Source organism: Bizionia sp. (genome assembly GCF_048259285.1).
In the GTDB taxonomy this organism is placed as follows: domain Bacteria; phylum Bacteroidota; class Bacteroidia; order Flavobacteriales; family Flavobacteriaceae; genus Algorimicrobium; species Algorimicrobium hallyeonense.
Genome location: NZ_JBLXHU010000024.1, coordinates 19,566 through 41,165 on the forward strand (window position 1 = coordinate 19,566; position 21,600 = coordinate 41,165).

18 protein-coding genes, 1 tRNA gene, 1 pseudogene and 1 riboswitch are annotated in these 21,600 nt (G+C 34.9%); of the genes and pseudogenes, 3 read left to right on the forward strand and 17 right to left on the reverse strand.

Annotation, left to right across the window (positions count from 1 at the left end; genetic code table 11):
- Positions 1–2: 2 nt before the first annotated feature.
- The 7 genes from ACN0QX_RS11425 to ACN0QX_RS11455 form a co-directional block, all read right to left on the reverse strand.
- The gene (locus tag ACN0QX_RS11425) at positions 3–329 is read right to left on the reverse strand and encodes a nucleotide pyrophosphohydrolase (protein WP_417197111.1); all 327 of its coding nucleotides are present in this window, start codon (positions 327–329) and stop codon (positions 3–5) included.
- Positions 329–781 carry a D-aminoacyl-tRNA deacylase gene (dtd, locus tag ACN0QX_RS11430; RefSeq protein WP_417197113.1) on the reverse strand — a complete coding sequence of 151 codons (453 nt, stop codon included), beginning with the start codon at positions 779–781 and terminating at the stop codon, positions 329–331. The genes ACN0QX_RS11425 and dtd overlap by 1 nt, the downstream gene beginning before the upstream one ends.
- A gap of 50 nt (positions 782–831) precedes the next feature.
- Positions 832–1,782: a ribosome small subunit-dependent GTPase A gene (gene rsgA / locus ACN0QX_RS11435; RefSeq protein WP_248397807.1), complete on the reverse strand. Its 951-nt coding sequence runs from the start codon at positions 1,780–1,782 to the stop codon at positions 832–834.
- Between the two features lie 60 nt (positions 1,783–1,842).
- Positions 1,843–2,925: a chorismate mutase gene (locus ACN0QX_RS11440; RefSeq protein ID WP_417197115.1), complete on the reverse strand. Its 1,083-nt coding sequence runs from the start codon at positions 2,923–2,925 to the stop codon at positions 1,843–1,845.
- A 90-nt stretch (positions 2,926–3,015) separates the two neighbouring features.
- A complete protein-coding gene (locus ACN0QX_RS11445; protein ID WP_417197117.1) occupies positions 3,016–3,867 on the reverse strand; it encodes a prephenate dehydrogenase in 852 nt (283 codons plus the stop codon).
- A gap of 4 nt (positions 3,868–3,871) precedes the next feature.
- On the reverse strand, positions 3,872–5,014 hold the full coding sequence (locus ACN0QX_RS11450) for a pyridoxal phosphate-dependent aminotransferase (RefSeq protein ID WP_417197119.1): 1,143 nt from the start codon (positions 5,012–5,014) through the stop codon (positions 3,872–3,874).
- On the reverse strand, positions 5,014–5,838 hold the full coding sequence (locus tag ACN0QX_RS11455; RefSeq protein ID WP_417197121.1) for a prephenate dehydratase: 825 nt from the start codon (positions 5,836–5,838) through the stop codon (positions 5,014–5,016). Before ACN0QX_RS11455 ends, ACN0QX_RS11450 begins: the two co-directional genes overlap by 1 nt.
- A 310-nt stretch (positions 5,839–6,148) precedes the next feature.
- Between ACN0QX_RS11455 and gldA the strand changes: the two genes are divergently transcribed.
- A complete protein-coding gene (gene gldA / locus ACN0QX_RS11460; protein WP_417197122.1) occupies positions 6,149–7,048 on the forward strand; it encodes a gliding motility-associated ABC transporter ATP-binding subunit GldA in 900 nt (299 codons plus the stop codon).
- A gap of 2 nt (positions 7,049–7,050) precedes the next feature.
- On the opposite strand, the gene ACN0QX_RS11465 is transcribed toward gldA, so the two are convergent.
- The 6 genes from ACN0QX_RS11465 to ACN0QX_RS11490 form a co-directional block, all read right to left on the reverse strand.
- A complete protein-coding gene (locus ACN0QX_RS11465) occupies positions 7,051–7,800 on the reverse strand; it encodes a head GIN domain-containing protein (RefSeq protein WP_417197124.1) in 750 nt (249 codons plus the stop codon).
- A 3-nt stretch (positions 7,801–7,803) separates the two neighbouring features.
- Positions 7,804–8,895: an acyloxyacyl hydrolase gene (locus tag ACN0QX_RS11470; RefSeq protein WP_417197126.1), complete on the reverse strand. Its 1,092-nt coding sequence runs from the start codon at positions 8,893–8,895 to the stop codon at positions 7,804–7,806.
- A 44-nt stretch (positions 8,896–8,939) separates the two neighbouring features.
- Positions 8,940–10,199: a pyridoxal phosphate-dependent aminotransferase gene (locus ACN0QX_RS11475; RefSeq protein ID WP_417197128.1), complete on the reverse strand. Its 1,260-nt coding sequence runs from the start codon at positions 10,197–10,199 to the stop codon at positions 8,940–8,942.
- Between the two features lie 132 nt (positions 10,200–10,331).
- A complete protein-coding gene (thrA, locus tag ACN0QX_RS11480) occupies positions 10,332–13,730 on the reverse strand; it encodes a bifunctional aspartate kinase/homoserine dehydrogenase I (protein WP_417197130.1) in 3,399 nt (1,132 codons plus the stop codon).
- Between the two features lie 3 nt (positions 13,731–13,733).
- Positions 13,734–14,183, reverse strand: coding sequence for an OsmC family protein (locus ACN0QX_RS11485; protein WP_417197131.1), 450 nt, complete (start codon positions 14,181–14,183; stop codon positions 13,734–13,736).
- A 23-nt stretch (positions 14,184–14,206) separates the two neighbouring features.
- Complete coding sequence (locus ACN0QX_RS11490) at positions 14,207–15,502, reverse strand: O-acetylhomoserine aminocarboxypropyltransferase/cysteine synthase family protein (RefSeq protein WP_417197133.1); 1,296 nt, start codon at positions 15,500–15,502, stop codon at positions 14,207–14,209.
- Between the two features lie 122 nt (positions 15,503–15,624).
- Positions 15,625–15,750, reverse strand: a riboswitch (SAM riboswitch).
- 256 nt (positions 15,751–16,006) lie between these two features.
- Here ACN0QX_RS11490 and metK point away from each other — a divergent pair.
- Positions 16,007–17,296, forward strand: a complete 1,290-nt coding sequence (metK, locus tag ACN0QX_RS11495; protein ID WP_376858961.1) for a methionine adenosyltransferase — start codon at positions 16,007–16,009, stop codon at positions 17,294–17,296.
- A 56-nt stretch (positions 17,297–17,352) separates the two neighbouring features.
- Here metK and ACN0QX_RS11500 read toward each other — a convergent pair whose 3' ends face one another.
- The gene (locus ACN0QX_RS11500) at positions 17,353–18,063 is read right to left on the reverse strand and encodes a glycosyltransferase (RefSeq protein WP_248397781.1); all 711 of its coding nucleotides are present in this window, start codon (positions 18,061–18,063) and stop codon (positions 17,353–17,355) included.
- An 86-nt stretch (positions 18,064–18,149) separates the two neighbouring features.
- Here ACN0QX_RS11500 and ACN0QX_RS11505 point away from each other — a divergent pair, with 86 nt between their 5' ends.
- On the forward strand, positions 18,150–18,941 hold the full coding sequence (locus tag ACN0QX_RS11505; RefSeq protein WP_248397779.1) for a DUF547 domain-containing protein: 792 nt from the start codon (positions 18,150–18,152) through the stop codon (positions 18,939–18,941).
- Positions 18,942–19,267: 326 nt separating this feature from the next.
- On the opposite strand, the gene ACN0QX_RS11510 is transcribed toward ACN0QX_RS11505, so the two are convergent.
- The 3 genes and pseudogenes from ACN0QX_RS11510 to ACN0QX_RS11520 all read right to left on the reverse strand — a co-directional run.
- A tRNA-Tyr gene (locus ACN0QX_RS11510) sits at positions 19,268–19,349 on the reverse strand.
- Between the two features lie 184 nt (positions 19,350–19,533).
- The gene (locus tag ACN0QX_RS11515; RefSeq protein ID WP_417197136.1) at positions 19,534–21,054 is read right to left on the reverse strand and encodes a M20/M25/M40 family metallo-hydrolase; all 1,521 of its coding nucleotides are present in this window, start codon (positions 21,052–21,054) and stop codon (positions 19,534–19,536) included.
- Between the two features lie 229 nt (positions 21,055–21,283).
- A pseudogene (locus tag ACN0QX_RS11520) lies at positions 21,284–21,600 on the reverse strand (TonB-dependent receptor); the annotation flags it as partial.

Sequence of the window (21,600 nt, forward strand, 5' to 3'; positions counted from 1 at the left end):
ATCTACTTCAACTTCGGGTTATTCTGATGACGCTCATGGTCGCGTTTGGTTTTAATATCTAATTTTTTATCAAAAGCAGCTTGCAAGTCAATACCCGTTTGGTTTGCTAAACATAACACCACAAAAACAACATCGGCTAACTCTTCGCCTAGATCCTTTTTTTTATCGCTTTCTTTTTCGCTTTGTTCGCCATAACGACGAGCAATAATTCGAGCAACTTCCCCAACTTCTTCAGTTAGTTGTGCCATATTGGTCAACTCGTTAAAATACCGAACACCATGTTCTTTTATCCATTCATCAACGGCTAATTGTGCATTTTCAATATTCATTAGTCTTTGTTTTTAGTATCTATAATAATCGTAACAGGGCCATCATTAATTAATGCCACTTGCATATCGGCACCAAACTCACCCGTTTGAATCTGTTTTCCTAAAACCGTCTCCATTTGCTTAATAAAATCCTGATACAACGGAATAGCCACATCTGGCTTTGCCGCTTTTATATAACTGGGTCTGTTACCTTTTTTTGTATTGGCATGTAACGTAAATTGACTGACTACAACAATATCACCTTGATTATCTAATATGGAATTGTTCATGACGCCTTCTGTATCTGGAAAAATACGCATATTCACAATTTTATTGGAAAGCCACGTAATATCTTCGGCTGCATCGTCATTTACAATGCCTAATAACACCACTAAACCAGAATTTATAGACGCTACTTTATCATCATTAATTGTAACACTTGCTTGAGAAACCCTTTGAATAACTGCTTTCATGTAAATAAGAAATTAATTTTTGGGGAATAATAGTGATTGGTTTTTAAATATTATTTCATCCATTCTTCCGTTCGGAAATGATCTTCATCACCTTCTAGGATTTGTAGATAACTTCGGTAACGCGATGCGGCAATATCATTAGCTTCCAAGGCATCTTTAACAGCACAATGTGGTTCTTCTACATGAATACAATTATTAAACTTGCAGTCTTGTTTTAAGGCGAAAAACTCTGGAAAATAATCACTAACTTCTTCCTTATCCATATCTACCACACCAAAACCTTTAATGCCTGGCGTATCAATAATTTTGGCATCAAAACTTAAGTCGAACATTTCAGCAAAAGTTGTTGTGTGTTGCCCTTGCGAATGTTGCGCTGAAATAGCTTTTGTTTTCAAATCCAATTCCGGCTCAATGGCATTGACTAAAGTAGATTTTCCAACTCCTGAATGTCCAGCAAACATGCTAACCTTCCCGGTCATTAAACCTTTAACCTTTTCAATATTTTTTCCAGTTGTTGCCGAAATACCAATACAATCATAGCCAATTTTCCGATATACATGTGCTAGATATTTCACCTCATTCAACGTGTCTTCGTCATAGGTATCTACTTTATTAAAAAGCAGAATCGTTTTGATGGAATACGCTTCAGCCGTCACCAAAAACCGGTCGATAAAGCTTGTAAATGTTGGTGGATTATCAATGGTTATTAATAAAAAAACCTGATCAATATTGGCAGCAATTATATGGGTTTGTTTGGATAGGTTAACCGATTTTCGAACAATATAATTTTTCCGATCATGAATTAGGGTTATCACACCAACAGGCTCTTCGTTATTGTCATAATCCAGATCAAAATCCACACGATCACCAACAGCTACCGGATTGGTACTCTTGATTCCTTTCATTCGAAACTTACCCTTAATACGACATGGGTAAACGGCACCTAAATCCGTTTTTACGGTGTACCAACTTCCTGTAGATTTATAAACGATTCCTGTCATTATTACAAAGATGCGATATTAATTTTTAGCGAAAAATTAATCGGTAAAAAAACACATGATTTACTTATTGATAATTTTTTCCTGATGGTTTATCGATTCTTGGTGTACGGCTTTAAAAACTCGTAAAATAAACTCTTCGCTTAAATTCTTTTCTTCGCCTTGGAGAATCATTTTACCTAAAATTTCATTCCAACGTTTAGTTTGTAAAACAGCAACGTTATGCGCTTTTTTAAGCGCTCCAATATCATCAGCTACTTTCATACGCTTGCCGAACATATCAATTAATTGATGGTCAATTACATCAATTTGCGTTCGCATGGTATTGATTTTATTTTTGAATTCGGTGGCTTCACCTGTTTCTTTTCTAATCTTTAAATCGTCCATAAACTGAACCAGCGTTGCTGGTGTAATTTGCTGGGCAGCATCACTCCACGCATTGTCTGGATCAAAATGGGTTTCTACCATTAAACCATCATAATTTAAATCGAGGGCCGTTTGGCATAAATCGAAAATAATATCACGACGCCCAGCAATATGCGATGGATCTAAAACTAGCGGTAAATCTGGAAACCGATTTTGCAAATCGATTGGTAATTGCCATTCTGGATTGTTTCTGTAACGTGTTTTTTCATAGGTTGAAAACCCGCGATGTATAACACCCAAATTTTTAATATCAGCCGTATAAAAACGCTCCACAGCGCCAAGCCATAAAGCCAAATCAGGATTCACAGGGTTTTTTACCAAAACAGGTTTATCCGTTCCTTTTAGAGCATCTGCAATTTCTTGAACAATAAACGGACTAACGGTTGTGCGTGCACCAATCCATAGTACATCAACATCATGTTTTAACGCTAATTCCACGTGATTGGCATTAGCTACTTCCGTTGCAATTAACATCCCCGTTTCTTCTTTAGCTTTTTGCAACCAATTTAAACCTAAAGCACCAACACCTTCAAAATTCCCAGGTCTTGTGCGTGGCTTCCAAATTCCTGCCCTTAAAACTGTAGCATCTGTATCTTTTAATTGGTGGGCTATTTTTAAAACTTGTTCTTCTGTTTCTGCACTGCAAGGCCCAGCTATTACTAACGGATGATCTAATCCGAAGTTATGTAACCAGGTTCCTAATTCTTTTTTATTTTCCATAATCTTCTTTTTTTATTTCGAAAAAACAAACTCCAATTGCTTTTAAAGTAAATCCGTTTTGGATTTTAGTTTTTGGAATTTGATTTTAGCTTATTGTATTCCGTTTAATATATCTTTAATGTAATTTGTAACCGACATTTCTTTGTGAATTTCCTCAAAACGATCCGTTTCTAAATAGGTTTTAAACGTGGTTAAGTTTTGAATATATTCGTCTAAAGTTTCTATAACATTGGTTTTATTTTGCTTAAAAATGGGTGTCCACATGTCTGGCGAACTTTTTGCCAATCGCACTGTAGATGCAAACCCACTTCCTGCCATATCAAAAATATCGCGTTCATTTTTTTCTTTTTCAATAACCGTTTTCCCTAACATAAACGCACTAATATGGGATAAATGCGATACATAAGCAATATGTTTATCATGTGCCTCCGGATTCATATACCGAATGCGCATACCCATAATTTTGAAAATACTTAATGCACGCTCTTGCAATTGAAACGCTGTTTTTTCTACTTCGCAAATAATATTTGTTTTTCCTTGAAATAAACCAGCTAATGCTGCTTTTGGGCCTGAAAATTCCGTTCCTGCAATAGGATGGGTTGCTAAAAAGTTTCGCCGTTTTGGATGATTTTCAACAGCCTTACAAATAGCCACTTTAGTAGAGCCTGCTTCCATAACCAAAGCATTATCATGCACTAAATCCAATACTTTTGGTAAAACCGTTACGGCTGCATCTACAGGAATGGTTAAAATAACGGCATCTGCATGTTTTACATCTTCAAACTCTGCTTTCTCATCAATTATTTTTAATGCTAAAGCGTCATTTAAATGGTCTTCATTTGTATCGATTCCAAAAATGGTAATTTCAGGATTCAAATACTTGATATCTTTGGCTATACTTCCGCCAATTAATCCAACACCAATAATATATATGTTTTTCATAGTATTAAATTCTAGCTAACGCTTCTTCAATTATTTCGGTACTTGCACATAATGAAAAACGCACATAACCTTCACCATTACTTCCAAAAACGGTTCCTGGTGCTATAAAAATGTTTTTCTCTTTTAATAATAAATCTACAAACTCTTCCGATTTCATAAAAGGTGGTAATTTGGCCCAAACAAACATGCCACTCGTGTTTTTATTATAGGTACAATTTAGTGCATCAGCCAATTTCCAAATAAGTTGCCGTCGTTCTTCATAAACCTGATTCAGACTTACATGCCATAATTTAGAGCAATTTAAAGCTTGAATAGCTGCTTTCTGAATGCCAAATAACATACCAGAATCCATATTACTTTTCACCTTTAAAATAGCGTTTATATATTCTGCTCTTCCAAGCACCATTCCTACGCGCCAACCAGACATATTAAAGGTTTTGCTCAACGAGTTTAACTCCAAACACACGTCTTTAGCGCCTGCAATTTGAAGCATACTTTTTGGTTCCTTGTTTAAAACAAAACTGTATGGATTATCATTAATTATTAAAATAGTATGCCGTTTAGCAAATGCAATAAGTCGCGTAAAAAAAGCATCACTTGCATTCGTTCCTGTTGGCATGTGGGGATAATTAACCCACATAATTTTTACTTTAGATAAATCCTGTTCTTCCAACGCCTCAATATCTATAAGCCAATTTGAAGATTCCGTTAAATCGTAAAAAACAGGTTTCGCTCCTACTAATTTAGTGACCGATGTATAGGTTGGATAACCTGGATTAGGAATCAATACTTGATCTCCCGGGTTTAAAAATGCCATAGAAATATGCATGATACCTTCTTTACTTCCCATTAATGGAAGGACTTCTGTGGAAGGACTTAAATACACATCATACTGATCTCTGTAAAAAGACACAATGGCTTCACGAAATTCTGGCAACCCTTGATAGCTTTGATATTGATTAGCTTTAGGATGTTTAAAACTATCCGTTAAAGTATCTATAACTTTTTGGGGTGGATTTAAATCTGGACTTCCAATACCTAAATTAATTATAGGCTTTCCGTTTGCCATGAGTAATGCGACTTCTCGCAATTTTTTCGAAAAGTAGTATTCCTCCACAGTTTGTAAGCGATTGGCTAATTCAATCATTATTTTGCGTGTTTATATTGTCCTAAAACTTTGAAGTCTTCGGCCATAATTTGTAATAGAGTGCGTGCTTTTTGAAAATTGCTATAGGAATCAAAAGTGACATCCACAAAAAAAGCATACTTCCAAGGAGTTTCAATTTTTGGAAGCGATTGTATTTTGGTTAAATTTAATTGGCAATCGCTCATCACATTTAAAAGAGTTGCTAAACTGCCACGTTTGTGTTCTAATTCGAATTTTAAAGACGCTTTATTGGTTTCTTCATTCGAAAAGTCTGCATTATCACGTTTTACAATCACAAAACGAGTTTCGTTATGCTGAATGGTTTGAATACTTTTAGCTAAAATTTCTAACTTGAATAAATCGGCTGCTAATTGACTTGCAATAGCTGCAACACCTTTTAATTGCTGGGTTTGAATGCGTTGAGCCACTTCAGCTGTATCTTTATCTTCAATTAACTTTATATGTGGATGTGTTTTAAAAAATGCTTTACACTGCAACAAAGCCATAGGATGCGAATACACCTCTTTAATATCCTGAATTTCTTGTTTTGGCAAAGCCATTAAATGGTGTTGAATATCCAAATACTGCTCGCCTACAATATGTAAATCATGCGTATCAATTAATGCATAATTGGGAATAATAGATCCCGCAATAGAGTTTTCAAGCGCCATAACAACGGCATCTGTTTTCTTGTTTAATAAGGAGTTTACAGCTTCATCAAATGATAAACACTCCAATAATAGGACTGAATCTCCAAAATATTGCTGTGCAACAATATGATGAAATGACCCTTGTATTCCTTGTATGGCTACTGCCTTTGTCATGTTGTTTTCTTTATTACATTTCAAAACCAAACTAGTATAAACAAAAAAAGTCCCGATTAACATCGAGACTTTAAATAGTTTAATTTTATGATTAAAAATTACACATACAGCGTCTCGTTCCTTTTGTTAAAAAAGAAATAATACCAATTGTAATATGTGTTATTCGTACTTGTGTTCATAATTCGAAAGGCTAAAGTAGTTAATAAAATGAAAAAACAAAATCTTTTTTATTTATTTTAAGAATATAAGGTTTTCGTTGTACGTTCCATTTCATATTTATATGTTATTTTTGAAAAAACGTAATTACTTTATGTCTATTGAAGTTGAAAACATCAGCAAATTATACGGCTCTCAAAAAGCGTTAAATCAAGTTTCTTTTAAAGTTAATAAATCGGAAATTGTGGGTTTTTTAGGACCTAATGGTGCTGGAAAATCTACCATGATGAAAATTTTAACCACCTTTATTGAGGCCTCGGAAGGCAACGCCAAAGTAAATGGTTTTGATGTTAATTCTGAAAAACAAAACGTTCAGCAAAGTGTTGGGTATTTACCTGAGCACAATCCGTTGTATTTGGACCAATATGTGAAGGAATATTTGGCATTTAATGCAGCAGTCTACGGTGTGGATAAAAAGCGTATTCAAGACGTAGTTGAATTAACAGGATTAACGCCTGAAGCCCATAAAAAAATTGGTCAACTTTCCAAAGGATATAGGCAACGTGTGGGTTTAGCAAATGCCTTATTACACAATCCGGATGTGTTGATTTTAGATGAACCTACAACGGGTCTGGATCCAAACCAATTGGTGGATATTCGGGATTTAATTAAATCGTTAGGTAAAGAAAAAACGGTGTTCTTGTCTACACATATTATGCAAGAAGTGGAAGCCATGTGCGACCGCGTTATTATTATCAATAAAGGTGAAATTGTAGCAAATAAAACATTAAAAGAACTGCGCGACGATAAAGAACAGATAGTAATCGTGGAATTTGATTATCGTGTAGAAACCGTTTTTCTAGAAAAATTACCGCATGTAAAAGACGTTGTGAATGTGCATGATTTTTTTTATGAAATTACTTTTGCAACCGCTGAAGATATGCGTTCTCATGTGTTTGATTTTGCTCATGATAACGAATTGAAAATTCTGCAATTAAATCAGAAAAATGCGAGTTTGGAAAGTTTGTTTCGGGAGTTAACAGCCAATAAATAATACTACTCCAAAATAAGACGACCCTGATAATGCTGTGTAACTTCAAGCGTTGGCGGCGTATTTACGGAAATAAGATTTCCTGTTCCATACAAATCACCTTTAAGTTCTTGTATAGGATTCACAATGACATCGTTACTACCACGATGATATACACGCATTTTTTGAGCCATTAAATTGCGACCTTCAAAACGGCCTATTCCAGAATAGAATCCAATAATAACATCTTCAGCGGTTCCAGATATATAAAAGGAGGATAAGTTATTGGACGTCACTATTAAATCTGTGGTGTTTAGCGTCATTCTGAAATTACCTATAGTAAACGCATCGGGTTCTTTAAAATTTTCAGAAATAAGTTTTAATTCAGGATAATTCAATACCCCATTTGATGATACATCAAACTGTGAGGAATTTCTAATTTCCTTAATATTTGGAGCCGACACATAAATTTTAGTTGTACCAAAATCTCGAACCATATTACAGGTGTTATTGTCGATTAATTGTAGTTGATTACCAACAACAATTGCTTCCACATCGTTTAATAAATTTTCACCCGTTTCAATAATTACGGAAAAATCTGGAGCTTCGTTTAAAATAAGTTCCACATCACGATTAACTAAAATGCGTTCAAAATCTGAAACGAGCACTGTTTGCTGGATCGTTGTTCCTGTGTTTTGAAAACAATCGTTTGCATCTTCACTACTGCATGAAGAAAGTACAAATAATACAACGAGATATGTGAGTTTTTTAATCATAAATTACAATCGGATTCCGACACCAAATTCAACAGCTTCGGCTTTAGCACCATGAGATTTTAAGGTTAATGCGCCAAACCATTTTTTGCCAAAATAGCGTTTCAACCCAATACGAATATAGGTTTGTCCTTCAAAATCATACGGATAATACACATAATAGCCCAATTGGGTTTCAATGGACATTTTATTAATAAATAATTCGTGACCTACAAATAATCCAACCCGCTTCCAATCTTCATCACCTGTAACATTCTCTTCAGGAAATGAAACGGATTTATAATAAATTAATTCCTCTAGAAATTTGGAAAAAAACACATCTGCACCAAACTGAATGGCACTTTTATGTCCTAAACGTTTATCAGCATAAGCCGAAACAATGTAAAATGGAAATTGACCACTTCCTACGACATCACTTTCATTAATTCCGCTTCTAAAAGCAATGTTATACTTAATGCGTTCCGTAAATTTTTCTTTGGTAATGGTGTTTTGGTATTCAGAATCTTCTTCATCTAAATTATAAGTAACACCTAGATTAAATGTAATGGAGTTAACACTGGTATTGGGCGCTTTCACGTTTGCGTTGGAATAATGAATTAAACTAAAACCAGCTTGTAAACCGAACTTATCAAAAATCCGTTCGCGTTTATAGTTCAACATTAAATAGGTACTACTTAAAAGGGATGTTCCAAAGGCATTATTTCTGGGATTTTCTATTTTGTCATACGGATTGGTTGTATAACCCAAACCCTGTCCAATACGCAACATTAAATTTCGTTTTAAAAAATAGAAATTATAATGTGCATACAATGAGTAATTGGTTCCTAAAACATCATTCTTTAAATTCTGGTAGGCGAATGACACACCATAATCTGGATAACCATAGCGTTGTTCCCAATCTTCATTACCAAAAGTTTTTTTGTTCCAACTTAATATAAAACCTTCTGGATGTCCTTTAATAAGGTGTAAAATATCATTATTATGAAGGGCTATATTTCCTTTAAAATAATTTAAGTCGAAATAGGAATTCGTCGGTTTATCTTGTGCAAAAAGCGCAGCAAAACCAATACAACATAAAAAAGTAAACAGGTGCTTCATTCTAAAACTTGTGGCGCAAATGTATGTAATTTCTTAAAAGCATCTTATTTTAATTTCTGAAGTGCATTTTCTAGCAGTTCAAAAACCGTTTCAATATCTTCTTTTCTCGCTGTTCCTACTGATAATCTGAACCAATTGGAATCTGTAGAAGTCCCAAAAGCATAAAAAGGGACAATAGCTAATTTTGCTTCATGCAGTAGAAAACTTGTTACTTCTTGAATGCTTTTAAGGGTTGTCCCTTCTTGCGTTGTTTTTCCTATTAAATCAAACTGAACCGTTAAATACAAAGCAGCTTCGGGTTGAATGGCACGCACAGGAAATCCCTTAATTTGTAGTGCGTTAAAACCTTGGTAGTAGGAAATTAATCTATTGTTCAATTCGGATTTAATATGTGTTAAATAATCTTGAACTACTTCCGTCTGATTTAAATACGAGGCCGTTGCCAATTGTTCTGCTTTGGGTGCCCAAGCACCAATATGGCTCAATAAGGCTTTCATTTTATTAATAACATGCACAGGACCAAAAGCCCAACCAACACGGACACCTGTTGCCGCAAATGCTTTAGAAATTCCATCAATAAAAATGGTAAAATCCCGCATGGCAGGCACCAATTCTACAGGGTTGTAATGTATAGTTTCGCCATAAGTTAACTGCCAGTAAATTTGGTCGTATAATATGTAAAGTGGTTTTTCATCCTGGCTGGCTCGACGTTTGTTTTCTTCAATAACGAGTTCTGAAATTTCTAATAGCGCTTCTTTAGTAAACGTTGTTCCTGTAGGATTTAAAGGCGAACATAAAGCAATTAAATTAACCTGTTGAATATGCGGTTTTATATCAGAAACTGTTGGCATAAAATTATTTTCAACCTTGGTTTCGACAACCACAGCTTTATTACGAGCTAAATAGGAATAGGCATCATTATTCCAAGAAGGCACAGGATACAGAACCGTATCCTCCAAATCTAAAATAGTTTGATAAACTGCGTAGATTAAAGGTCTTGCTCCTCCTGAAATTAAGATTTCATCTTTTGAATGGTCTAATTTTAAATTTCGCAACAAGTAATTAGAAACGCTAACACGCAAGGCTTCCATACCATTGGCCTGCGGATAATTGGTTTGGTTATCATTGTAGGCCGTAACAATTTCAGCTTTCAACTCATCAGGAATGGGAAAAATACCTGAATCAAAATCGCCAATAGTTTGATTGTAAACCACTTCCCCTTGAGCTTTTAAAGCATTGACTTCACCAGCAATTTTAATAATCTCCGAACCTTTTAAACCTTCGGCTAATTTTGATATTTTCATAAATACGTCATGTTTCGTCAAAAATAAGGATTCTTAATCATATTAATACACATTATTTTTTCTGCTTATAAATTTGACTTATTAATTAAAAAATCAGTTTAATTTCCCTTTTTGGTAATTAATTCAATTCTGTTAGTTGCTGTTTTTAGCCAATCGTAAAATATCTCCAAAGACACCTCTAGCCGTAACTGCCTTTCCAGCACCAGCACCTTGAATAACTAGAGGCCTTTCGCCATATGACTCGGTGAATATTTCGAAAATAGCATCCGAACCTTTTAATGCTCCCAAAGGTGAAATTTTTGGCACAGAAACCAATTGCACGTCTAGCTGCCCTTTACTTTTAAATAAATCTCCCGACAAATCACCAATATATCTCAAGACGTGATCTGATTTTTGTGACTCTTTTTTATTTTGAAAAACTGTGTTTAAAGCATCCAAATTTCCTAAAAATTGTGAAGCAGGAATATCCCTAAATTCTTGAGGAATTAAGTTCTCTATTTGAATATCTTCAAATTCATTTTCTAAATCCAACTCACGAGCTAGGATTAATAACTTTCTAGCCACATCATTTCCACATAAATCTTCTCTTGAATCTGGCTCCGTGTATCCTTCATCAATGGCTTCCTGAAGAATTTCTGAAAAAGGTCTACTTTCAGATGAAAATGTATTGAACAAATAACTTAAGGAACCAGAAAAAACACCTCTTACTCTTGTAATGTTTTCACCAGATTCATGTAATAATTTAATGGTATCTATTAAAGGCAATCCTGCACCTACATTAGTTTCATATAGATATTCTTTTTTGTTTTCGGCTAATTTAGCTCTTAAGGTTTTATAGAAATTATGAGAAACCGTATTGGCAATTTTATTAGAAGACACCAAATCGAAACCAGCTTCCACTAATGGGATGTAATTATCAATAAAATCAGTATTTGCTGTATTATCTACGGCAATTAAATTTTCTAAATGATGTTTTTTCGCGTAATCGATAATGGTTTCTACCTGTGTACTAGTAAGACCTTCAGACTCTAAATCTTGTTTCCAATTTCCACTAATTCCTGAAGCATTCAACAGCACTTGTTTTGAGTTTGCAATGGCAAATATCTTTAACTGAATGTTCCTTCGCTTTAAAATAGACGCTGTATTTTCTAATAGTTGTTCAATAAGTGTTCCTCCAACCAAGCCTTTACCGAAGATGGCGATATTTATTTTTTTTGCTACGCCAAATACCTGCCCGTGAATAACATTTAAAGCTTTATGCAATTGATTTTTTTTAACCACCAAACTCACATTTTTACCAGAAATGGTATTGTTGAATAGTAAAGGCACAATTTGGTTTTTTATAAGCGCATTATAGGGTTGATGAAATTTACTTAAATCCAATCCAATAATTGAAATAACGGAAACATCGTCTATAATTGAAATTTTATGCACGTCATTCGTTTGAAATTCATGCTCAAACTCATGTTCCAAAGCAACAACCGCATCTTTTGCTCTATTTGCGGAAACAATAAAACCAATTCCACGTTCTGACGAGCCTTGAGCAATAATACTGACGCTAATACGATGTGTACTTAAGGTTTTAAATATTCTAGCATCCACACCTACTTTTCCCAAAAGTCCTCGGCCTTCAAAATTTATTAAAGACACATGATCTAAAACTGAAAGCGATTTAATGCCATCCACTGTTGATTTAGATGTTATTAAAGTTCCTTGGCCTTCCGAATTAAACGTATTTAAAATTCGAAGATTGATGTTTTTTTCAATTAAAGGTACAATTGTTTTCGCATGTAAAATTGTGGCTCCAAACGTGGCAAGCTCATTTGCCTCCTCATAAGATAATTGACTAATTGTTTTAGCATCGGCGACTAATTCAGGATTAGCCGTATAAATTCCATTTACATGTGTGTAGCTTTCCAATTCCTCGGCATCTAAATAATTAGCGAGTAAGGACGCTGTATAATTACTACCGTTCCGACCTAAAGTAGTTGTTTGATTTTTTAAATTGGAAGCAATAAACCCGGAAACAATATGAACAGTATCACCATTATATTTTTCAAAATGCGCTTTTACATTTTGTTCAGAAACAGCTAAAATAGGCTGCGCATCCCCAAAGTTAGCATCGGTTTTTATTAAAGTTCTAGCGTCTGTTGCATGTGCTTTTATGTGTCGCTCCTGTAATAATTGTGTAACAATTTTTGTTGCGAGTAATTCACCATGTGCTAATACCTCATCCTTAATTTTTTCGCTATAATCTTCAAGTAGGCTTACGCCTTCTAAAAGTGTATCTATTTTGGAAAATTCTTCAGAAAAATCAATAGACTTTAAAGGTTCTATTTGGTAGCTTTTAAATGCTTCCAATTCTGGTTTATATATTTGTTTGGCAGCTGCTTTTTCTAGAATAACTTCTAATTGGTTGGTGGCATTTCCTCTAGCAGAAACAACAACGGCTATATTCTGCTTGTTTTTTACTTTAGCTTCAATAATGGAAAGCACGGTTTCTAATCCGTTGCCATTTGCTAAAGATTTCCCTCCAAATTTTAATACTTTCATTCTATTTCTTTTTGTTTCAGGTTTAAAAATTCCTAAAATAATTTTTTCTAACTGTTCGAACTCTATTAAAAACGCATCGTGTCCGTGAATGGAATGGATTTCATTATAAGTCACATTAGGATGTGTTAAGGCTAGATATTTTTGTGTTTCGCGGTTTTCTTCAGCTGTAAAAAACAAATCCGAATTGACACCTATAATATAGATATTGGCCTGAATGTCATCTAAAATTTTTAAACTATACTCTCCTCCTTTAGTAACATCAATTGTTTTTAGTAATTGGTTCATTAATTTATAAGATGCCAGCTGATAGCGTTCTTGCAATTTTTTACCGTGGTGCAACAACCAACTTTCGACATTAAACATCTGTAAATCGGTATTTTTAGTTCGCTGAAACCGCTCCTTAAATGAGGCTGGCGTTCTATAGCATAACATGGCATGCATGCGCGCATCGTGTACCGGATTGCTAGAATTAACTAAAAACTGTTCTTGGATTTGACAATTGGCAATAAGCCAGTCCGTTGCTTTCCAATCGGTAGCTATTGGAATAAAATGTGATGCTAAATCTGGTTTCAGTACTAACATTTCCCAAGCAATACCACCACCTAAGGAGCCGCCAATAATGGCAAATAACTTATGGATTTTAAGTGCTTTTAACCCCACTAAAAATAGTGCTGCAATATCTTTGGCAACAAAACTCTTATAGTCTTCAATGATAAAATTATCATAACCATTACCCGGAATATTAAACGCTAAAACCGTATATACCTGCGTATCGATAACTCTAGCTGTTCCAATAAGATCTTTCCACCAACCATCGGCTCCAGACACATTACTATTTCCCGTAAGCGCATGGTTAACAAGCACAATTGGGGCTGACCCTAATGGTTTTCCAAATAATTGGTAAGACAATTTTAAAGTAACTGTCTTACCAATCTCTAATTTGAAATGTGGAATTTGGATGTGTTCTAATTTTGACATGCTTTAAATGGCATATTGTTTTTCAACCTCCAGACTTACTGGCGTCGCGTTCAATAAATTATCCTTAACAGGACAGCGCTCTTGAACTATTTTCAACCAAGTTACCAATGTTTCAATGGACGCTTCTGTATCTGGAATTAGCTTTAAACTAATTTGTTTAAATCCTGCTCTTTCAGCATTAGACCTTCCAAAAAGTTTATTCGGATTTATACTTCCTTCAACTTCTATTTTTAAGGTATTAATTGTAAACCCTAATTCTTTAGCCACCAAGTGTCCAACTACGTTTACACATCCAGATAAACCCGCTAAAACATATTCAACAGGATTGGCATTTTCATCGGTACCACCTAAATCTTCTGACTCGTCTATTATTAGTCTAAAATTCCTTGTTTTGGCAATGAATTTCGCAGGAGAAGCACTTTCTCCGTGTACTTTAAATATTAAATCGCTCATAATTAGTATCTATAAAAATTTAATTAATCTTGTAAAACGGCTTCGTTAATTATTTTAAAAGCAGCTTTTAAATCTTCTTTTAAATCCTCTAGATCTTCAATACCAACTGACAACCTAATTAAATCTTGACTTACGCCTGCCTTTGCTTGTTGCGCTGCATCTAATTGCTGATGGGTTGTACTCGCTGGGTGAATTATCAATGATTTTGTATCTCCAATATTGGCTAATAATGAAAATAATTTCGTGTTGTCTGCAATAGTTTTTGCCGACTCAAATCCGCCCTTAACACCAAAAGTCACTAAACCACTCTGCCCGTTTGGCAAATATTTATCTGCCAAAGATTTGTATTTACTACTTTCTAAACCTGGGTAATTTACCCAACTTACTTCTTCTTGGTCTTCTAACCATTTAGCCAATGCTAATGCATTTTGAGAATGTTGTTTAATTCTTATGGGCAATGTTTCCAAACCTTGAATAATATTAAAAGCATTGGTTGGACTTAATGCACCACCAAAATCACGCAAACCTTCTAAAATTAATTTAAAAGTATAGGAAGCAGCTCCTAGAGTTTCATAATACTTTAAACCATGATATCCTGCTGAAGGCTCTGTAAATTCAGGGAATTTTCCATTTGCCCAATTAAAAGTGCCCGCATCAATTATGGCGCCTCCTAGGGAAGTTCCTTGACCACCAATGTATTTTGTAAGGGAGTGAATAACAATATCTGCACCATGCTCTATGGGTTTTACTAATACGGAAGTTGCCACAGTATTGTCAACAATAAAAGGAACTTCAGCTGCTTTTGCATGTACGGAAATAGCATTTAAATCTAAAACATCAAGCTTTGGGTTCCCTAAAGACTCAACAAAGAAAGCTCTTGTATTATCTTGCACGGCTGCTGCAAAGTTGTCGGGATTATCCGCATTTACAAAAGTGGTTGTAATCCCTAATCTTGGTAAAGTAACATTTAGCAAATTAAATGTGCCACCATACAAACTACTAGAAGCTACAATATGATCTCCAGCTTTTAAAAGGGTTAATAGCCCTGTAGAAATTGCTGATGTTCCCGACGCGAAAACCACAGCGCCAACACCACCTTCTACGGCAGCCAAACGATCTTGTAGGATTTGATTCGTAGGGTTATTTAAACGGGTATAAATAAACCCTAATTCTTTTAATGAAAAAAGATTAGCTGCATGTTCTGAATTGTTAAAAACATAAGATGTCGTTTGATAAATAGGAACGGCTTTGGTTCCTCCATGTTGCTGAACATCATGTCCAGCATGCAACGCTTTTGTTGCGAAATTTTGAATACTCATTTTTCTAGTTTTTTTGAGTTAATAAATAAATTAAACCAAAAGTCAAATAAGCCTCGTTAGAAGCGTACCTATTAGAAAAATGTTAAAAAGAAAATTGAAATCACAGATGAGTAATTTCGTTTGAGTTATCTATCCAATATTTCGATAAATGAATCGAAAATTAAGTAGAATTTAGCACCTTCATAGTATAGAACTAAGGGTTGCTAAGGCTTCAACGGGTCTAATCCCTCCACCTTTCTTGATAACATTTCAGTAAGTTTTTGAACTTTGTGAGCGCAAATATTGCAATACAAATTCATAATAACCAAATTAAATGTGAAAAAAAGTCTAAAAAAATTTTGTTCCATTTAAATTTCTTATTTTTGCAGCGTAATAATTAAGAGGAAAAATTTGTCTGATTGCAACCTCATAAAAAAATGCTAAAGCAGTTCAATTCTACTACTCTAGCAGGCCACAGCAATCACATAATTTTTCACAGTGTTTAACGCATAAATAAGTGAAACTATGCCATATTTATTTACTTCGGAAAGTGTTTCTGAAGGACATCCAGATAAAGTTGCCGACCAGATAAGTGACGCATTAATTGATAATTTTTTAGCTTTTGATCCCGAATCAAAGGTAGCCTGTGAAACATTAGTAACAACGGGGCAAGTTGTTTTAGCAGGCGAAGTAAAATCCAACACCTACCTAGACGTTCAGAAAATTGCACGTGATACCATTAATAAAATTGGATACACCAAAGGCGCGTATATGTTTGATGGTAGTTCGTGTGGTGTGTTTTCTGCCATTCATGAACAGTCAGAAGACATTAATCGAGGTGTAGATCGCGCGAGTAAAGAAGAACAAGGTGCAGGAGATCAAGGTATGATGTTCGGTTATGCGACAAGCGAAACCGAAAACTATATGCCATTGGCTTTAGATTTATCGCACAGATTGTTATTAGAATTAGCAGAATTACGTCGTGAAGAAAAAGACATCACCTATTTACGTCCTGACTCTAAAAGTCAGGTAACTATAGAGTATAGTGATGACAATGTACCACAACGTATTGAAGCTATTGTCATTTCAACACAACACGATGAATTTGTATTACCAAAATCCAAATCTGCTGAAGATAAAAATGCAGCTGAAGAGGAAATGATAGCACGAATAAACAAGGACATTAAAGAGGTGCTAATTCCACGCGTGGTTGCAAAACTTCCGGAGCATATTCAGGAATTATTTAATGACGATATCACCTATCATATCAACCCAACAGGGAAGTTTGTTATTGGAGGACCACATGGTGACACCGGTTTAACGGGTCGTAAAATTATTGTGGATACCTATGGAGGAAAAGGTGCCCATGGTGGTGGTGCGTTTTCAGGCAAAGACCCAAGTAAGGTAGATAGAAGTGCTGCTTATGCAACACGACACATTGCCAAAAACTTGGTTGCCGCTGGTATTGCAGATGAAATTTTAGTACAAGTTAGTTATGCTATTGGTGTGGTAAAACCAACCTCTATTTATATTGACACATATGGAACCTGTCCGTTTAATTTAACAGATGGTGAGATAGCACAGAAAGTGACTGAAATTTTTGATATGAGACCATTTGCTATTGAAAGCAGATTGAAATTACGCCAACCTATGTATAGTGAAACGGCTGCCTATGGGCATATGGGACGAAAGAACGAAACTATTACCAAGACATTTGAACAATTAAATGGTGAATCCATTACCTTGGATGTTGAATTATTTACATGGGAAAAATTAGACTATGTGGATAAAGTAAAAGCCGCATTCGACCTATAATATCACCCTTAAAAATCTCTAAAAGCCTTACATTTTTTTGTGAGGCTTTTTTTGTGTTAAGTCGTTTTAAGCATACGGCCGTATAAGGTTTTTAATTTTTCGGGCTTATAGCCACATTTGAATAAAACAACCATTAATAAATTACACAAGTTAACTTTTAGGTAAGAATTGTTTTGATACTTTCTCGCCGAAACAATTAAGTCGTTATTTACAATGGTGTAGGGTGTTTTGGCCTTCTTCATTCGTTTAAAAAACTCGAAATCTTCCATTAGAACTTGATCTTCATCAAAAGTACCTAAAATTTCAAAAACGCACTTTTTAATAAATAAACATTGATCACCACCCCCAGTAAATATGCCGTCAGTTTTGGTGAAATGCGCATTTATTTTCAACCAGAAATTATCCGAATCAAATGTATAAGAGAAAAAACCAGCATCCATACCTGATGCAACTGTTTCTTGAATATTCTTAAAAAAACTTAATGGCGGTAAAACATCTGCATGAAGGAAAACTAGAATATCTCCCATAGCACTTTTAGCTGCTTGATTCATTTGAACGGCGCGACCTTTTTTTGCACACCTAAGTATAGAAACCTCATTCCACCGAAAATCTTTAGCACTTATACTCTGGGATTCCGCTGATAAGGCGATAATAATTTCAACATTAAATCCTTGAGAAATAGCTACTAAATGTGGTACTAAAACGAATAAGTTATCTCGTTCGTTATGCGCCGGAATAATCACTGAAATACTTTTAACTAAAACCATATATAAGAAATATACGTAAATTTATAGGATGTGGATTTATAACTAACTTACTTTTGCAGCTAAAATCCCATCGTAAAAACAAATTCATGAAAACAACAATTTTAAAACAAGTCATCCTATTTCTTTCCGTTCTATTAATCTCTGTTCAGGGCGAAGCACAAACAGATACAAGTGAACCAACGAACTTTAATGCGCTTTCCGAACAACTGTTGACAAAAATAAAAAGTGGACAAAACACACAGGACATTCAGGGTATTTTAAAGAATACCTCATTAGAAACGTTAAGCACAGCATTAAAAACGGATACTGAAAAACTAGCGTTTTGGGTGAATATATACAATGCCTATATTCAAATTATATTAACCGATAAACCAGAATTGTTTGAGGATCGAGGTGCTTTTTTCAAGAAAAAACAAATTGCTATTGCTGGCAACATGGTGTCTTTTGACAAAATTGAACATGGTATAATTAGAAAATCGCAATGGAAATTAGGACTGGGTAAAATTAGAAAATGGTTTCCTAATAAATTTGAGCGCACATTGCGTGTTGACGAACGCGATTTCAGAATTCATTTTGTTTTAAATTGTGGTGCTAAAAATTGTCCACCTGTCGCTATTTATACGCCAGATAAGCTAGAAGCACAGTTTGATATGAGCTCTAGAAATTATTTAATAAAAACAACCACCTATGATAACGAAAAGAAAATTGTAACCATTTCACCTTTGTTTAAATGGTTTCGAGGCGATTTTGGCTCTAAAAATGACATAAAAGATATACTGAAATCTTATGCTATATTAGCGACCACTGAAAAATTCTCGATAGATTACGGCGATTATGATTGGACATTAGATTTAGATAATTGGGCAGATTTTAATTAAAACTTTTATATAAAAGGCAGGATTAGCTGCGCTGATCTTGAAGGTTTGGTTCTGATAATAAAAAAAATCAAACCTTAAATTACAGGATTAGCTACGCTGATCCTGAAAGCCACTCCTTGAAAACATAAAAAGACACAAAACAGAAAAGTAAGCGTTACATTACAGGATTAGCTGCGCTGATCCTGCTTAACTCTTTTGGAAATTGAAAAATCAAACTGCAAAAGCAGTTTATTTTTTTGTGTTATAAAATACGCTTGTGAGTAAACTCACGCGCATTTTATAACACAAAAAAATCCACACGGCCGTGTGGATTTTTCGAGTTAAAGTGGGGAGAGCAGGATTCGAACCTGCGAAGACGTAGTCAGCAGATTTACAGTCTGCCCTCGTTGGCCGCTTGAGTATCTCCCCAAAACCGAGCGTAAATATATTATAGTTTTTATTTCTTTTTGCAAAAAACGGCTCCTTTTTTTCTCTAATGTCCACATTAAAACACAAAAAACTCATAATGAATCCATTAGTTATTCATTATGAGTTCTTGTTACAATTTCCCTTAATACATTAAGAGGAAAATTGTTTTAAACTCGGCGTTTAATTAATCATAAAGACCGCCTTTACGCTGTGGTGAACGTGGCTCTGGCCAAGTACGTTGCTCACCTGTTCTCGAGTTAACTGGTAGTATTATTTTTTCGGAAGATGCTCTATTTGGATCTTCGCAAGCCATATAAACTAAAATAGCCGTTAAAATAGCATTACTTCTTACGTCGTCAAAGACAATTTTGTCATAGGTTTTTCTATTTGTATGCCATGTATAATTCCAGTAAGACCAACTTAATGAGCTCAAGTTAAATGATGGCGCGCCAGCGGCTAAAAACGGTGCATTATCTGATCCACCTCCACTAGGCGAACCTGGAAAATTAGTTTCAATATGCTTTGAAATATCGTTTGGAACTGGCTCTAACCAACGTGATAAATACTCATAAGCATGCAAAAAACCAGCACCAGAAAGATTCACAACACGACCTGTTCCGTTATCTTGATTAAATACGGCTTGAATGTTTTTCACAATTTCAGGATGGTCCTCCACAAAAGCCCGAGACCCATTTAAACCTTGCTCCTCACTTCCCCAATGACCAACTAAAATAGTACGTTTTGGATTTGGATATACCTTTTTTAGAATGCGCATAGCTTCCATCATAACTAATGTTCCAGTACCATTATCGGTAGCTCCCGTTCCACCATCCCAAGAATCGAAATGGGCCGACATAATAACATACTCGTCTGGTTTTTCAGAACCTTTTATTTCAGCTATAGTATTATAATTTGTAGCTACACCTAAATCTTTAGATTCCGCTACAATTTTCACACGTGGTTTACTACCGTATTTTGCTAAACGATATAACATGGTATAATCTTCCAGCTCAATATCTACGGTTGGAATTTTTTCAGTTCTTGCGCTAAAAATTTTGTTAGAACCAAATGCTTTAGACCAGTAGGACGTAATAATTCCGGCTGCTCCAGCCGTTTCTAATGCTTGATTAATATTTCTTGAATTATAACCCATTCTCTTCAAGTTGGCATACCATTCTGTTGAGAGCGAATCGCGTTCTTTTTTCATTTTTTCGAATGATTCTTCTGTTGCGAACTCTTCCCAGTTATAATCTGGACGCCCCGTAGTTTGATACATAGATGTCATAACGAATTTGCCTTTTACACTTTTCATCCAATTATTAAACTCCAAAGAATCTTTAACCGTTGGGAGTATTATTACTTCTGCTGTAACTCCTTTGAATCCCGTGCTTGGACTCCAAGCTAATTGCATACCATCTAACGATTGGATTCTTGGGTGCACCATATCAATATGTGTGATACCACGATCCCATGCACGCCATTCTCCCCATTTTTCATTTCTAGCTGAAATATCCCATTTCCCATATTGAGCAACAGCCCAATCATTGGCCTGTTTCATTTGTGGTGTTCCCACTAAACGCGGACCAATTGCATCTAACATTTCGTGTGCTAAACGTTCTAATTGTGAATTTTCAGTAGCTTCTTTTACAATACTTTCAACAACAGCATCCGTATTTTGTGCATGAATAAAACCTACGGAAACCATAATTAAAGTAGCCAAACCGTGTTTAAAAATGTTTCTCATAATTCTAATTTTAGTTAATAAATTGTGACCTATCAAAACACAACATTTCTATAAGACAGACCGTATAATAAGCTGGAAAAACAGAAGTGAAATACCCAAAAAAGAAAGCTGCCTGAAAAGTGAATTTTTATTCTAAATATTAGAATAATAACTTGTCAGACAGCCTAATTAATTGTGTTGTACTGATTAATTATAAGTTGTATATAACGCGCAATGTTACAAAGCGCGGTTGAATATAATAATCGTTAGTGCTTACAGATAAAGAACCTGCATTTGTTTGACTTTGCGATTTGGTATTTAGCAAGTTAGTTGCCTTCATTTCAAATTCCCATTTGGCATCTGCATCTTTTCGGTAGGCTAATGATGCATCCCAGAAATCAAAACTATTAATTTTACCAGCTTCATCACTTAACACGTTATACTCGTAACTGGATTTTAAGGTAAAGGCTTTCCAAATTAAGGCATCAAACTCTAATTTTGGCGCATTGGTATAAAACTTGGTTCGTC

What these genes read in the sequence shown, in the direction of transcription:
- ACN0QX_RS11490 (WP_417197133.1), bottom strand. Translation starts at nt 15,502, where the DNA reads ATGAGTATTCAAAATTTCGCAACAAAAGCGTTGCATGCTGGACATGAT.
- ACN0QX_RS11440 (WP_417197115.1), bottom strand. Translation starts at nt 2,925, where the DNA reads ATGGAAAATAAAAAAGAATTAGGAACCTGGTTACATAACTTCGGATTA.
- ACN0QX_RS11465 (WP_417197124.1), bottom strand. Translation starts at nt 7,800, where the DNA reads ATGATTAAAAAACTCACATATCTCGTTGTATTATTTGTACTTTCTTCA.
- ACN0QX_RS11445 (WP_417197117.1), bottom strand. Translation starts at nt 3,867, where the DNA reads ATGAAAAACATATATATTATTGGTGTTGGATTAATTGGCGGAAGTATA.
- thrA (WP_417197130.1), bottom strand. Translation starts at nt 13,730, where the DNA reads ATGTCAAAATTAGAACACATCCAAATTCCACATTTCAAATTAGAGATT.
- ACN0QX_RS11500 (WP_248397781.1), bottom strand. Translation starts at nt 18,063, where the DNA reads ATGGTTTTAGTTAAAAGTATTTCAGTGATTATTCCGGCGCATAACGAA.
- ACN0QX_RS11450 (WP_417197119.1), bottom strand. Translation starts at nt 5,014, where the DNA reads ATGATTGAATTAGCCAATCGCTTACAAACTGTGGAGGAATACTACTTT.
- gldA (WP_417197122.1), top strand. Translation starts at nt 6,149, where the DNA reads ATGTCTATTGAAGTTGAAAACATCAGCAAATTATACGGCTCTCAAAAA.
- rsgA (WP_248397807.1), bottom strand. Translation starts at nt 1,782, where the DNA reads ATGACAGGAATCGTTTATAAATCTACAGGAAGTTGGTACACCGTAAAA.
- dtd (WP_417197113.1), bottom strand. Translation starts at nt 781, where the DNA reads ATGAAAGCAGTTATTCAAAGGGTTTCTCAAGCAAGTGTTACAATTAAT.
- metK (WP_376858961.1), top strand. Translation starts at nt 16,007, where the DNA reads ATGCCATATTTATTTACTTCGGAAAGTGTTTCTGAAGGACATCCAGAT.
- ACN0QX_RS11485 (WP_417197131.1), bottom strand. Translation starts at nt 14,183, where the DNA reads ATGAGCGATTTAATATTTAAAGTACACGGAGAAAGTGCTTCTCCTGCG.
- ACN0QX_RS11505 (WP_248397779.1), top strand. Translation starts at nt 18,150, where the DNA reads ATGAAAACAACAATTTTAAAACAAGTCATCCTATTTCTTTCCGTTCTA.
- ACN0QX_RS11425 (WP_417197111.1), bottom strand. Translation starts at nt 329, where the DNA reads ATGAATATTGAAAATGCACAATTAGCCGTTGATGAATGGATAAAAGAA.
- ACN0QX_RS11470 (WP_417197126.1), bottom strand. Translation starts at nt 8,895, where the DNA reads ATGAAGCACCTGTTTACTTTTTTATGTTGTATTGGTTTTGCTGCGCTT.
- ACN0QX_RS11515 (WP_417197136.1), bottom strand. Translation starts at nt 21,054, where the DNA reads ATGGTTTCCGTAGGTTTTATTCATGCACAAAATACGGATGCTGTTGTT.
- ACN0QX_RS11455 (WP_417197121.1), bottom strand. Translation starts at nt 5,838, where the DNA reads ATGACAAAGGCAGTAGCCATACAAGGAATACAAGGGTCATTTCATCAT.
- ACN0QX_RS11475 (WP_417197128.1), bottom strand. Translation starts at nt 10,199, where the DNA reads ATGAAAATATCAAAATTAGCCGAAGGTTTAAAAGGTTCGGAGATTATT.